General features: G+C 62.6%; 14 protein-coding genes. 4 read left to right on the top strand and 10 right to left on the bottom strand.

Translation table 11 applies throughout. The features are described from left to right. The 3 genes from AC5DC2_RS09810 to AC5DC2_RS09800 all read left to right on the top strand — a co-directional run. On the top strand, window positions 1-295 hold a 295-nt coding region (locus AC5DC2_RS09810; protein ID WP_491698343.1), incomplete at its 5' end, for an ABC transporter permease subunit. A 16-nt stretch (window positions 296-311) separates the two neighbouring features. Beyond that, window positions 312-1982 (top strand): ABC transporter ATP-binding protein, encoded by a 1671-nt coding sequence (locus AC5DC2_RS09805; protein WP_491698342.1) that lies wholly within the window; start codon window positions 312-314, stop codon window positions 1980-1982. A 17-nt stretch (window positions 1983-1999) separates the two neighbouring features. Further along, window positions 2000-3373, top strand: coding sequence for an alpha-glucosidase/alpha-galactosidase (locus tag AC5DC2_RS09800; RefSeq protein ID WP_491698341.1), 1374 nt, complete (start codon window positions 2000-2002; stop codon window positions 3371-3373). 127 nt (window positions 3374-3500) lie between these two features. Here AC5DC2_RS09800 and AC5DC2_RS09795 read toward each other — a convergent pair whose 3' ends face one another. The 10 genes from AC5DC2_RS09795 to AC5DC2_RS09750 all read right to left on the bottom strand — a co-directional run bounded on the left by AC5DC2_RS09795 (window position 3501) and on the right by AC5DC2_RS09750 (window position 12853). Further along, complete coding sequence (locus AC5DC2_RS09795) at window positions 3501-4835, bottom strand: TrkH family potassium uptake protein (RefSeq protein ID WP_491698340.1); 1335 nt, start codon at window positions 4833-4835, stop codon at window positions 3501-3503. A 3-nt stretch (window positions 4836-4838) separates the two neighbouring features. Next, window positions 4839-5507, bottom strand: coding sequence for a potassium channel family protein (locus tag AC5DC2_RS09790; RefSeq protein ID WP_024706068.1), 669 nt, complete (start codon window positions 5505-5507; stop codon window positions 4839-4841). A 137-nt stretch (window positions 5508-5644) separates the two neighbouring features. Further along, window positions 5645-6856 carry a 3-hydroxybenzoate 6-monooxygenase gene (locus AC5DC2_RS09785; protein ID WP_491698339.1) on the bottom strand — a complete coding sequence of 404 codons (1212 nt, stop codon included), beginning with the start codon at window positions 6854-6856 and terminating at the stop codon, window positions 5645-5647. A 160-nt stretch (window positions 6857-7016) separates the two neighbouring features. Continuing rightward, window positions 7017-8279 carry a TRAP transporter large permease gene (locus AC5DC2_RS09780; RefSeq protein WP_491698338.1) on the bottom strand — a complete coding sequence of 421 codons (1263 nt, stop codon included), beginning with the start codon at window positions 8277-8279 and terminating at the stop codon, window positions 7017-7019. Next, on the bottom strand, window positions 8276-8770 hold the full coding sequence (locus AC5DC2_RS09775) for a TRAP transporter small permease (protein ID WP_491698337.1): 495 nt from the start codon (window positions 8768-8770) through the stop codon (window positions 8276-8278). Before AC5DC2_RS09775 ends, AC5DC2_RS09780 begins: the two co-directional genes overlap by 4 nt. Continuing rightward, a complete protein-coding gene (locus tag AC5DC2_RS09770) occupies window positions 8767-9753 on the bottom strand; it encodes a TRAP transporter substrate-binding protein (protein ID WP_491698336.1) in 987 nt (328 codons plus the stop codon). The genes AC5DC2_RS09775 and AC5DC2_RS09770 overlap by 4 nt, the downstream gene beginning before the upstream one ends. Window positions 9754-9820: 67 nt before the next feature. Beyond that, window positions 9821-10465, bottom strand: a complete 645-nt coding sequence (gene maiA, locus AC5DC2_RS09765) for a maleylacetoacetate isomerase (RefSeq protein ID WP_491698344.1) — start codon at window positions 10463-10465, stop codon at window positions 9821-9823. Next, entirely contained in the window at window positions 10465-11166 is a 702-nt protein-coding gene (locus tag AC5DC2_RS09760) for a fumarylacetoacetate hydrolase family protein (protein ID WP_491698335.1), read from the bottom strand. The genes maiA and AC5DC2_RS09760 overlap by 1 nt, the downstream gene beginning before the upstream one ends. Beyond that, a complete protein-coding gene (locus AC5DC2_RS09755) occupies window positions 11163-11780 on the bottom strand; it encodes a maleylpyruvate isomerase N-terminal domain-containing protein (RefSeq protein ID WP_491698334.1) in 618 nt (205 codons plus the stop codon). The genes AC5DC2_RS09760 and AC5DC2_RS09755 overlap by 4 nt, the downstream gene beginning before the upstream one ends. Next, window positions 11777-12853 carry a cupin domain-containing protein gene (locus AC5DC2_RS09750; RefSeq protein WP_491698333.1) on the bottom strand — a complete coding sequence of 359 codons (1077 nt, stop codon included), beginning with the start codon at window positions 12851-12853 and terminating at the stop codon, window positions 11777-11779. Before AC5DC2_RS09750 ends, AC5DC2_RS09755 begins: the two co-directional genes overlap by 4 nt. A gap of 197 nt (window positions 12854-13050) precedes the next feature. On the opposite strand from AC5DC2_RS09750, the gene AC5DC2_RS09745 reads away from it, so the two are divergent. Then, window positions 13051-13530, top strand: a complete 480-nt coding sequence (locus AC5DC2_RS09745; RefSeq protein WP_024706077.1) for a MarR family winged helix-turn-helix transcriptional regulator — start codon at window positions 13051-13053, stop codon at window positions 13528-13530. The last annotated feature ends 51 nt before the right edge of the window (window positions 13531-13581 follow it).

Raw genomic sequence — 13581 nt, 5'->3', positions numbered from 1 at the left:
CACCGACAAGCGCATCATCTTCCGCCATATCCTGCCCAACGTGATGAGCCATGTGATCGTAGCGGTCACACTTGCAATCCCCACGGTCGTGCTGCTCGAGGCTTTCCTTGGCTTCCTCGGCTTTGCTGTGAAGCCGCCGATGATTTCCTGGGGGCTGATGCTGCGCGACACCTCCAATTATGCGGTGATCGGCGCCTATCCCTGGCTGCTGTCGCCCGTCGCCTTCGTGCTTTTGACCGTCTTCGCCTTCAACGCGTTCGGCGACGGGTTGCGCGATGCCATCGACCCCTATTGAGAAGGAGACGCTTTCAATGACTGACGACCTCAGACATGACACGGCGCCTTCCACGCGGCGCGATCATGGCGCACAGCAGGGCGAGCCGATCATCGATGCTCGCAATGTCGCCGTCGATATTGCGGTCGAGGACGGCACGGTGAATGCTGTGCGCGATGTCTCGTTCCAGCTCTATCGCGGAGAGACCATCGCCATCGTCGGCGAGAGCGGATCCGGGAAATCCGTCACGGCCCGGACGGTGATGGGGCTTCTTCCCAAGCGCGCGAGCGTCGGCAAGGGAGCCACCATAAACTATAACGGAGAGGACGTTCTCAAATTCTCTGAGCGCCGGCGTCGGGACATGCGCGGATCGCGGATTTCGATGATCTTTCAGGAGCCGATGAGTTCGCTGAACCCGATCTACACGATCGGATCGCAGATCATCGAAGCGATCCAGACCCATCGCCTCGTGAGCCGCAAAGATGCGGAAGCCGAAACCCTGGAGCTTCTGAAACAGGTTCAGATCCCAGAACCGGAGGCGCGCTTAAAACAATATCCGCACCAGCTTTCCGGCGGGCAGCGCCAGCGCGTGATGATCGCCATGGCGCTTGCCAACAAGCCGGACGTGCTGATCGCCGACGAACCGACCACGGCGCTTGACGTGACGGTGCAGGCGCAGATCCTCGGCCTGATCCGGGACTTGCAGCTGGAACTCGGCATGGCCGTCATCCTGATCACCCACGACCTGACCGTGGTCCAGCATTTCTCGGATTATGTCTATGTGATGAGCGAAGGCGTGGTGCGCGAGCACAACACCACCAGGGCGCTTTTCGCCGACCCGCAGCACCCCTACACGAAAAAGCTCCTCAGTTCCGAGCCCTCCGGCGAGGCCAATCCGCTGCCGGAAGGATCGCAGACCATCCTGGAGGGCCGGGACGTTCGGGTCGCCTTCACGCTGAAGACCGGCACCTTCTTCAAATCCAGCTACAGCCAGCTTGTCGCGGTCAACGATCTGTCGATCACGCTGAAAAAACACGAAACGCTGGGGCTGGTGGGCGAAAGCGGCTCGGGAAAAACCACCTTCGGCCAGGCATTGCTGAGGCTGATCCATACAGATGGCGGCACAGTGCTTTTTGACGAGAAGCACATCGAGGGGCTATCCCGCGAACAGCTCAGGCCCTTGCGCTCGCGCATGCAGGTGGTGTTTCAGGATCCGTTTTCCTCGCTCAATCCGCGCATGACGATCGGCCAGATCATCGAGGAAGGGCTGATCGTCAACAATATCGGCTCGTCCGGCAAGGACCGCAACGAGCGGGTGCGCGATGCCCTCGTCGATGCCGGCCTGCCGGGCTCGATCACCCACCGGTTTCCGCACGAGTTTTCCGGCGGCCAGCGCCAGCGCATCGCCATTGCCCGCGCCGTGGCGCTGGAGCCGGAGTTCATCCTGCTCGATGAGCCGACCTCGGCGCTCGACCTCTCCGTGCAGGCGCAGATCATCGAACTCCTGCGCAAGCTGCAGAGCGAGCGGGGCCTCAGCTACCTCTTCATCTCGCACGACCTGAAGGTCGTGCGGGCGCTCTGCCACCGTGTCTGCGTCATGCAGCACGGCAAGATCGTTGAACAGGGTCCGGTGCGCGATGTGCTGGAAAACCCGCAGACAGACTACACGAAGCGGCTGGTCAAGGCCGCCTTCGAAGTTGCCGCCTGAATTTGAGGAATTTTACCATGGCAAGACAACCCAAGATCACCTTCATCGGCGCCGGCTCCACGGTTTTCATGAAAAACATCATTGGCGACGCTCTACAGCGCCCCGCCCTGAAAGACGCGTCCATCGCCCTGATGGACCTCAATTCGGAGCGGCTTGCCGAAAGCGAGATCGTTGCCGGCAAGCTCGCCCGCACGCTTGGTTCGAAATCGGTGATCACCACCCACATCAATCAGCGCGAGGCGCTGGAGGGTGCCGATTTCGTCGTCGTGGCCTTCCAGATCGGCGGCTATGAACCGGCCACCGTGACCGATTTCGAGGTGCCGAAGAAGTATGGCCTGCGCCAGACGATCGCCGATACGCTCGGCGTCGGCGGCATCATGCGCGGCCTCAGAACCGTGCCGCATCTCTGGTCGATCTGCGAGGACATGACACAGATCTGCCCCGACGCGATTCTGCTGCAATATGTGAACCCGATGGCGATCAACACCTGGGCGATTGCGGAAAAATACCCGAACATCAAGCAGGTCGGCCTCTGCCATTCGGTGCAGGGCACGGCGGGCGAACTGGCGCGCGACCTTGACATTCCCTATGAGGAAATCCGTTACCGCTCGGCCGGCATCAACCACATGGCGTTCTTCCTGAAATTCGAACATCGCCAGGCCGATGGCAGCTATCGCGACCTCTATCCGGATCTGGTGCGCGGCTACCGCGAGGGCCGGTTCCCGAAACCGTCAAGCTGGAACCCCCGCTGCCCCAACAAGGTGCGTTACGAGATGCTGACGCGGCTCGGCTATTTCGTCACCGAAAGCTCCGAGCATTTTGCCGAATATACCCCATATTTCATCAAGGAAGGCCGCGAGGACCTGATCGAGACATTCGGCATTCCGCTGGATGAATATCCCGTCCGCTGCGTCGAGCAGATCGCCAAATGGAAGGATCAGGCGGCAGAATACAGGAAGGCCGATGAAATCAAGGTTGAACAGAGCAAGGAATACGCCTCGTCGATCATGAATTCGGTGTGGACCGGCGAGCCCTCCGTCATCTACGGCAATGTCCGCAACAATGGCTGCATCACCTCGCTGCCGGAAAACTGCGCGGCGGAAGTGCCCTGCCTCGTCGATGCCTCCGGCATTCAGCCGACCTATATCGGCGACCTGCCGCCGCAACTGACGGCCCTCATCCGCACCAATATCAACGTGCAGGAGCTGACGGTGGCGGCGCTCATCAACGAAAACCGCGAACATCTCTATCACGCCGCGATGATGGACCCGCACACGGCCGCCGAACTCGACCTCGACCAGATCTGGTCGCTGGTCGACGACCTGCTGGTCGCCCATCACGACTGGATCCCGGAATGGGCGCGGATTGCGCGGCAGGCCCGCACGGCCTGAGCCGGACAGGTAGTCAAGGCTTAGGGCTCGCACCCGGCAGGCATTGCAGCTCCTGCATTTGTGCCCAAACCGGCGGCGGCGCCGTTTCCCGCGGCGTCGCCATCGCCTTTTTGCATGGTGCAGGTTCCTAGCCGAGATAGACAGTGCCCGCCGGGTAGCCGATCCGGCTTGGCTTGCGGGTGGCGAGCAGGAAGCCCAGCGTCATGGGGCCGACGCGACCGATGAACATGACCGCCATGATGACGGCCCTTCCGGCAGTGTCGAAATCGCCGGTGATGCCGCGCGACATGCCGACCGTGCCAAAGGCCGAAACCGTTTCGAAGGCGACGGCGAGAAAGTCGCCTTCGTGAAACAGAAGCAGCACGAAGGTCGCGCAAAGGATGAGCAGGACGCTGATTGTCGTCAGGGCGAGAACCTTCATCACCTGTTCCAGCCCGAGTTCGCGGTTGAAGACATGGATGTTGGCCCGGCTCCGGAAGAACGCGACCGTGGCCAGCAACAGGACGATGAAGGTTGTGACCTTGATGCCGCCACCGGTCGATGTGCTGCCCGCGCCGACGAACATCAGGGTCATGAACATGAGCGCGGTGCCGTCGGAAAGATTGCCGATCTCGACGGTGTTGAACCCGGCCGTGCGTGTGGTGGCGGCCTGAAACCAGCTGGCCCACAGGCGATCGGACAAGGGAAGCGCTCCAAGCGTCCCCGGGTTGGTCCACTCCATCGTCGCGAATGAGACCGTCGACCACACGAGCAGCGCCGCCGTGCCGGCCAGCATCAGCTTGGTGTGCAGCGAGAAGCGACGCCAGTTGCGCGTGCGCCAGATGTCGGAGGCGACGGTGAAACCGAGCCCGCCCATGATGAAGAGCGCGGGAACGGTCAGGTTGATGACGGGGTTCCCGACCCAGCGGCTCAGGCTGTCCGGAAACAGGGCGAAGCCAGCATTGTTGAAGGCTGAGACCGCGTGAAAGGCGGCTTGCCAGAGCCCTTCGCGCCAGCCCGCCTCGGGCACGAACACCGTGGCCAGAAGCCCCGCGCCGATCAGTTCGCACAAGAGGACGACCTTGAGGATGATGCGCGTCAGCGCCAGAAGATCCGTGGCGGAGGTCTGGTTGAGGTCCTCCCTGAGGTAAAGACGATGGGTAAAGCCGACCGGCAGGCCGAGCATCGACAGGATCAGGACGGCGAATGTCATCAGGCCAAGCCCGCCGATCTGGATCAGCAGCATGACCACAGCCTGGCCGAAAAGTGTGTACTGGCTGCCTGTGTCGACGACGACGAGCCCCGTCACCGTCACCGCCGATGTTGCCGTGAAGGCGGCATCCCACCAGGTGATCGGGCTGGCCGTCGCAAGCGGAAGCTTCAGCGCGAGCGTGCCGAGAATGATGAAACCGGCATAGATGAGGATCAGAAGGAGCGGTGGCGCCAGATGCGGCCTTCGACGTTTCGGGTAGATGCGCAGCATGCGTCAGTTCCCGTCACGCAGATCGTCCCCGAAATGGCGCAGGTCCGACCGTTTGCCGAGCAGAAGAAGCTTGTCGTCCTCCCTGAGCCTGAGGTCGCCGTCATCGCAGGACAGATAGTGATTGTCCCGCATCGCGCCCAAGGCCCTGACATTGTACTTTTCGAAGATGGCGGCCTTTCCGACCATCTTGCCATCAAGTTCGGCCGGCACTTTGAAATCAACTACATGGTAGCCGTTGCCGAGGCTGACATAGTCACGCACAAGCGGATTGTGGAGCATCTGGGCGATGTGCTGTCCGATTTCATGCTCGGGCAGGATCACGCGATCGGCGCCGAGCTTGGTCAGGATGCGATGGTGCGTCCGGTTGAGGGCCTTGACCCAGATCGTCTCGACGCCGAGCATCTTGACGTTCATGGTGCACAGCACATTCGCCTCCAGATCTTCCCCGATCGCGACAACGGCGACGTCATAGCCGCCGACGCCTGCTTCCTTGAGCGCGACCTCGTCCTTTCCGTCTGCAATGACCACTTCCGTCAGTGTTTCGGCCAGCCGCGAGACATATTGCCCGTCGATGTCGATGCCGAGCACCGGATTGCCGAACCGGGCAAGTTCGCTGGCAACCGTGCTGCCAAACGTTCCGAGACCGATGACGGCGAAGCTGCGGGTTTTCATGGTTCAGACCTTTCGGCTGTGGCAAGAACCCGCAGAAAGCGTCATCTTTTCAAGGAATGCAAGTCTTGCAGCCAGCGCGCCTGCCGCGCTCGGGCGGCAGGCGCGCTGGCGATGGCTCTTCGGCTGAAGATGATCGCTCAGGCCGAGACCGCGCCTTCGAGACCGGTGGAGCCGTAGAGCCAGGAGACGATATCGTACCAGTCATCCGGCGACTTGGAACGCATCACCGCGTTGCGAAGCGCGGCGTGCGCGCCGCCGGGGTGATAGACGTGCTGGCCGATTTCACGCGACTGCAGCTGAACGCGCGCAGTGCGCAGCGCGCGCAGTTCCTGGTAGCGGGCAAGGGCCTCGTCAAGCGGACCGCCCTCCTCGCCGAGCACATGGGAAATGGCCACGGCATCCTCCATGGCCATGCAGGCGCCCTGGGCAAAATACTGCATCATCGGGTGGGCGGCGTCGCCCAGCAGGACGACGCGGCCGTCAATCCAGTTTTCCACCGGGTCGCGGTCGCAAAGCACCCAGCGCTTCCAGTCCTGACCACGCTCGATGATCTGGCGCGCGACCGGCGCCACATGTTCGAAACCCTTGCGGACCTCTTCGTGGGAGACCGGCACGCCGGCTTCCGGCGAGGGCGCGTGGTTGTGATAGGTCACCACCAGGTTGAAGAGTTTCCAGCCCCTGAGCGGATAATGGACGATGTGACATTTCGGCCCGGCCCAGAGCGTTGCGGCGTTCCAGCGCAGGTCTTCCGGCATGTCTTCCGTCGGGATGACAGAACGATAGGTGGTGTGGCCCGAAACGCGCGGCGCGCCGTCGCCGACCACCTTCTTGCGGACATTGGACCACAGCCCGTCTGCGCCGATCAGGATTGACCCCTTCAGCCGTTCTCCGTCCTTCAGGATCGCGGTGACGCCGTTTTCGTCCTGATCGTAGTCGACCACTTCGGCATTGGTGCGCAGGCTCACAAGCGGATGCTCCTCGCAGGCTTTCAGGAACACGCCGTGGAGGTCGCCGCGATGGATCACGGCATAAGGGTTTCTGAAGCGGGCGCGGAAGGCATCGTCCAGCGGAATGCGGGTGATCTCCTGACCGTCAATGGCATCCATCAGGCGCAGATTGTCGATATAGACGGCAATCGCCCGCGCGGCATCGCCGACGCCCAGATAATCGAAGGCATGAAAGGCGTTTGGGCCGAGCTGAATGCCGGCGCCGATTTCGCCGAGCTTCGGCGCGCGCTCCAGCACCAGCGACTTCAGCCCCTTGTTCGCCAGACCGATGGCGGCGGCAAGGCCGCCGATGCCGCCGCCGGCGATCAGGATCGGGTCTGCTTCATTTGCGACGTTTGACATGACACATCTCCTCTGTGTGCCCGCAAGCCTGGCCTGGGGCATTGAATATGATTTCGGTTATCGGCTGCCGGTACCGGCGACCCCTGCGGGTCGTTTCCGCGAACCGGCGTTCTTCACGCGTTCGGCGCTCCCTTCACCGGGGCGCCGGTGAACCCGTCGCTCAGAACGGGTGCACCATCCAGGGTATGAAGACCACTGCGAGGATGACGGCGAGCGTCGCCGCCACATAGGGCAACACCAGTTTCGACAGTCGCATGACCGAGACTTTCGACAGGGCCGCCGCGATATAGAGCCCGGTTCCGACCGGAGGCGTGAGCAGGCCGAGAACCAGCGTCATGGCAAGGATCAGCCCGAACTGGATCGGGTCGATGCCATATTGGCTGATGGCCACCGGCAGAAGGATCGGCGTCAGGATGATCAATGCCGCGATGCCGTCGAGGAACATTCCGACGATAAACAGGAAGACGACGATCAGCAGGAGGAAGATCGTCGGATCATCCGTCAACGAAACGATGAAGGCCGCGACATGCTGCGGCACCTGATTGAAGGTGAGGACCCAGCCGAAGATTTTCGCGGCGACGATCAGGAACAGAACGATCGCCGAGTTGGCGACGGTCCGGTCGATGATCGGGACGATGCGCCGGAATGTCTGACCCTTGAATTCGAGAACGGCGAAGACGAGCGCGACAACGATCGCCGCGGCGGCCGATTCCGTCGGCGTGAACACGCCGAAGGAAATGCCGCCGACGATGACGAGCGGGATCAGCATCGCGGCGAGACCGGGGATCGTCGCGGCGATCTTCTGCGAAAGGTTCAGGCGCTCCGTGCCGCCCTGCTGCTTGTGGTTGCGCGTCGCCTGCCAGAAGGCCAGGACCAGGATCAGGACGAAGAGCGCGATTCCGGGAACGATGCCGGCCATGAACATCTCGGCAATCGAGACCTGGGCGATCACGCCGTAGATGATCAGCAGCATGGACGGCGGAATGATCGGACCGAGAAGGCCGGCCGAGGCCGTCAGGCTGGCGGCATAGCCGCGATCATAGCCGTCGCGCTCCATTTCCGGAACGACGACCCGGCTCATCACCGCCATCTGGGCCGTTGCCGAGCCCATGATCGCGGCAAGCGCCAGATTGGAGATCAGGTTGACGATGACGAGATTGTGCGGCAGGCGCGCGATCCACACCCGGACGGATGTGATGATGCGCCGCGTCAGGCCGCTTTCATTCATGATCTCGCCAAGCAGGATGAACAGCGGAATGGCCAGAAGATCGAAGTTTTCGACGGATCCGAAAGAGATCTGCGGGATCGCGGCGATTAACTGCTCGCGGCTGGACAGGTACACGAATACGAGGGTGGCGCCGATCAGCACGAAGGCGACGGGCATCCCGGTCAGAAGCAGAACGAGAAACGAAAGTCCGGTCATGCTTTTTTCTCCCTGATTTCGCCCGCGGCGCGCGCCACATGGGCCAGCGCATGGATCAGCGCGCAGGCGCAGAAGATCGGGAAGATGGTGAAGAACGGGGCCTTCGCCCATCCCGTGGTGATCACCTGTTCGAATTCGACCACGGGCGAGCGGACCCAGGTGACGCCGGCCTTCAGCAGGATGGCGAGCATGATCGTGATCAGCAGCCAGACCAGAAGGTCGATCAGCCTGCGCCAGGTTACGGAGAAATTGTCGACCAGCAGCGTCACGCCGATCTGGGCGCGGGTGTGAATGGAAATCGACGTGGCGATGAAGGCAAGCCAGACCAGCATGATGGCTGCCAGTTCCTCGGCAAAGATGATCGGGCGGCCGACAAGGTATCGCATGCCGACATTGGCGACGATCAGCCCGACAAACCCGACCACGAGAAACCTGCTGGCCCAGCGTTCAAGCTGGACCAGCCCGGCAGATATCTTGCCCAGAAGGTTCACTGCGCCTGCTCCGCGATCTGGGCCTGGAACGCGCCGATCAGCGGGTAGGCGGCGAAGCTTGCATCGACGGCTTCATTGGCGGTGGCGAAGGCTTCCTTGCCGTCCGTCAGCCGTGTGACGTCCATCTCGCTTTCAAGCGTTGCCAGGTTGCCGGCCTCTGCTTCAATCTGCTTCTGCGAGCCCCAGGCGAGCGCCTCGTCCACAACGTCCTGGAAGGCGATCTGCTCCTCGTCCGTCAGAGTGGCCCAGGTCATGTCCGAGACGACCATCACGGCCGGGAAGGGCATGTGGCTGGTCAGCGTCAGATCGTGGGCGACTTCCTGGAATTTCAGGCCGACAAGCGCGTCGAGGTCGATATCGACGCCGTCAAGCAGGCCGGTCTGCAGGGCCTGGTAGACCTCGGTAAGGTTGACCGGGGTGGGAACGGCGCCCACGGCCTGCCACCAGACCTTCATCGCCGGGAAGGGGACGATCCTGATCTTCTTGTTCTGGAGTGCAGCGACATCGGTGGCCGGCTCGTCGCGCATCAGGATGTGGCGCATGCCGGCGAATGTGTAGCCCATGCCGTGAAGGCCGGCGTGATTGAGCTCGTCGAGCATCTGTCCCGCTGCAGGCGTATCGGCGGCGTCGATCGCAGCGGAAACATCCGCAAACAGATAGGGCGTGAACCAGCCCTGCAGCGAGGGTGCGCGCAGGGATGTGATGGCGGCAGTCATCAGCCCGGCATCGAGAAGACCGGCCGACATCTGCTGGAACATTTCCTGCTCCGTGCCCAGCTGGCCGGCAGGAAAGATTGCCAGGGTCAGTTCGCCTTCGGTCGCCTCGGGCAGCTTTTCTGCCATCCGCTCGGCAACCTTGGTCCAGACATGGCTCGGCGGGGTGATGAGGCCCATGCGCAATTCGCGCGCCTCGGCGGCAAAGGGAACGGCGATGATGGTTGCGGAAGCTAGCAGGGCCTTCAGGCCAGATTTATGAAACGACATGTTTTCTCCTCCAGTTGATGTTGACTGTGCCAGGCGGCCCTCCTCGGTGCGGCCTGAGCGACGTTGATTACTCCGCGTCGGGCTGATTGCGCGGGTGGGCATTGGCAAAGGCCGGAAGCGCGTTGGCCGCCTCGGCGATCGCTACAAGCCGCGGCATGGCGGAAAGGTCGATGCCGAAACGGTGAGCCGAGAAAACCTGCGGGATCAGGCAGATATCGGCGAGCCCCGGCGTTTCTCCGAAGCAGAAAGCGGAGGCTGGTTCCTTTTCCAGGAGCGCCTCGCAGGCGGCGAGACCATCGCTGATCCATCGCCCGCACCAGCGGTCAAGCGCTGCCTGGTCGGCGCCGAATTCGGCTTTCAGATAGTCGAGAACGCGCAGGTTCTGCAGCGGGTGAATGTCGCAGGCAATCGCCTGGGCGAAGGCACGGACCTTCGCCCTCCTGTCCTTGTCCTCCGGCAGCAACCGCGCCTTTTCGGGAAAGGTCTCGTCCAGCCATTCGATGGTCGCGAGCGACTGGGTCAGGATGAAATCGCCGTCCTCGAGCGCCGGCACCAGCGCCTGCGGGTTCTTCGCGCGATAGTCAGACTTTTTCTGCTGCCCGCCATCTTTTCGCAGATGCACCGAAACGAAGTCGTAGTCGACATCCTTCAGGTTGAAAGCGATGCGGCAGCGATAGGCCGAGGATGAGCGGAAATAGCCGTAAAAGCGGATCATTCCGCCGCTCCGATCGAAAGCTTCACGGGCTGAAGGCCGTCGATACCGCCGGTGATCACATCGCCGGAAACGACGGGCCCCACGCCTGCCGGGGTGCCGGTCATGATCACGTCGCCGGGGGCGAGGTGGTAGAATTTCGACAGGTCGCTGACGATTTCATCGACCTTCCAGATCAGATCCGACAGATTGGCGTCCTGCTTGACCTCGCCGTTGACTTCGAGGTGGATGCGTTGCGGGCCGGGAGTCCCGAAGGCATCGGCCTTGGTAATGGCGGCGATGACGGCCGATTGTTCGACGTCCTTGCCGAGATCCCAGGGGCGCTGCTTGGCGCGGGCGGCGAGCTGAAGGTCGCGCCGGGTCATGTCGAGACCGCAGGCATAGCCGTAGATCGCCGCCTGGGCGGCTGCCCTGTCGGCGCGGAAGACCGGGCTGCCGATGACGATGACGAGTTCCATCTCGTAGTGGAAATTCTCCGTGCCCGGCGGATAGGCGATCGTCGCGCCGCTGGCCTCGGTCATCAATGCCGACTTGGTGAAATAGAACGGCGCCTCACGATCCACCTCTACGCCCATCTCCGCTGCATGGGCCGCATAGTTCCGACCGACACAGAAAACCCGATGGACCGGATATCCGGCGGTTTCGCCTTCGACCGGAATGGTCGGCCATGCGGGGGAGGGGAAGAGAGCCTCTTTGTTCATCGGAAAAGTCCTTTCATGTCGGCGCCGCTCAAGACGGCGAGTTCAGGGCAGTTGGCAGCGGCGAGCGCTGCCGGGAGGTCGTTCTCGCGCGCGCCGTTGCCGAGATCGAAGGCGGCGGCCCAGATGAAGCACGCCCGGGCGCGGGCGCTGTCGGAAAAAGGGCGCCATGCGCCGAGGGCGTCCGGGGCTTCCCTCCGCCAGCCATCGCCGGAAAGGTCGCGCCAGACGACGTTCAGGTGCACGGCGGTGTGATCGAACAGGTGGCGCAGCGCGCGGTCGGGCAATGTGGCGCCAAGTTCGATTTTCGCTCTGAGTTCGTCGTCGCTGTCATGGAGCGGCGGAACGGTGTTTCCCGCAGCGATCGCCTCGCCCTGGCGCGCAATGCCGCGCGCCTGGTAGGAGACGGCGCAGATCACGTGGGCGGCGGTGCGATCATCCGTGCGCAGGGGCTCGTAGAGGTCCTGCTCCTTGAGCCGGTTCAAAAAGCGCGCGAAATAGGCCGTGCCGGTGCGCGCAAGATGCAGCATCTCGGCGGGAGCCTCGGGCGCGTCGTAACGGGCGCCGGGGCCCTGGCGCGCCATCAGCGCGCGTCGGGCTTCGTCAAGGCTCATCATGCGTCTGCGTCTTCGACCAGGGTGCGGTTGAAGTGCAGACGTTCCATGATCGGCGCGTCGGAGAAACGGAAGAGGTCGAACTGTGTTTCGGCCTCCAGTGACCATGCGACCCATGACGGGATGACGAAGATGTCGCCTTTTTCCAGTGTCTTGCGCTCGCCATTCATGACGACGGCGCCACGGCCTTCGAAGACCTGGAACACGGTCGAGCCGACCTCGCGGCGCGTTGCCGTTTCCACGCCTTCGCGCAGGCGATGGAACTCCGCCCGGATGGTGGGCATGACATCGCCGCCCGTGGTCGGGTTGATATAGCGCACGCCTGCATGGCCTTGGCCGAAGGTGGCGGGCTGACCTTCCTCCTCGAGCAGCAGCTGCTCGGTGAGCGCCCGGTCGGTATATTCCCAGCGATAGGCCCCGATCGGGGAGCTTACGGTGTTTTCGAGGCCGGAAAGCGGGCGCAGGCCCGGATGGCACCACAGGCGTTCGCCGCGCGAATAGTCAGGCGTGGCATAATCGGTCACGCGGTCGGAGCCGAATTCGAAGAAGCCCACGTCATTCTGATAGGAAAAGGGGATATCGAGGCCGTCGATCCAGGCCATGGGCTGGTCGGTTTCGTTGTGGTGGCCGTGGAAGTTCCAGCCGGGCGTCAACAGGAAGTCGCCGCGGCTCATGCGCACCGGATCGCCGTTGACGACGGTCCAGACGCCTTCGCCCTCGACCACGAAACGGAAGGCATTCTGGGAATGACGGTGTTCGGGCGCCGTTTCCTTCGGACCAAGATACTGGATCGCGCACCACAGCGTCGGCGAGACATAGGCCTCTCCGCCAAGCCCGGGATTGGCAAGGCCGATGGCGCGGCGCTCTCCGCCGCGGCCGACGGGAACCAGTTCACCGGATCGCTGCGCCAGCGGATAAAGCTCCGACCACTTCCAGACATGGGCCTTCGCCCTGGGCTTGGGGTGCGCCGGCATCAGGTCGCCGATCTGGGTCCAGAGCGGATTGAGGTGATTTTTCTTGAAGGCCGCGTAAAGCGCGCGCAGTTCGGCGCTGTCTTCAGGCATCATCATGTTCATCGAACGGCTCCTCCTTGGCTCGATTTAATAGGACGTGTACTTATTAAATTGACCGGCGTCAAGAAATAATGTGTATGCTTATTATATTCGGAGCGCGTGCGTAGCCGACCCCGTGCCGGGAGAACAGCGGGCGGAGGAAGGATCAGTTGCCACGGCGACGATATTCTGTTTTGACAATGGATAGGTTTGGGGGAGACATGACGAATCTCGACGACTTGCCGGGGCACCTGATCCGCCGGCTTCAGCAAATCGCCGTATCGGCCTTCATGGCCGAGACCGGGGCGGCCGGCTTCGAACTGACGCCGGTGCAATTCGCCGTTCTGGCGCAGCTTTCAAACCATCCCGGAATTGACCAGGCGACGCTTGCCGGGCTGATTGCCTATGACCGCGTGACAATCGGCGGCGTCATCGCGCGACTGGAGGCGCGCGGGCTCGTTGCGCGGCGCGTCAGTCCGTCCGACCGGCGCGCCCGCATACTCAAGCTGACTGATGAGGGCGCCCGATATCTCGATTCCGTCCGGCCGTCCGTGTTTGAGACGCAGGACGTCATCCTGAAGGAGCTCTCGCCGGAAGAGCGGGAGACGTTTCTCGTGCTTTTGCGCAAGCTGACCGACGCGAACAACGAATTGTCGCGAGCGCCGCTGCGCCGGATCGTTGACGAGACGGCAAGCGACTAGATGTGGAGCCTCAAGAGGTTGTCTCGGTTCATGCCGAGTCGACTGATCGGT

It is taken from the genome of Martelella sp., assembly GCF_984369615.1.
Note: the sequence above shows the minus strand (reverse complement) of the source record. Positions and strands in the feature narration are given on the sequence as shown.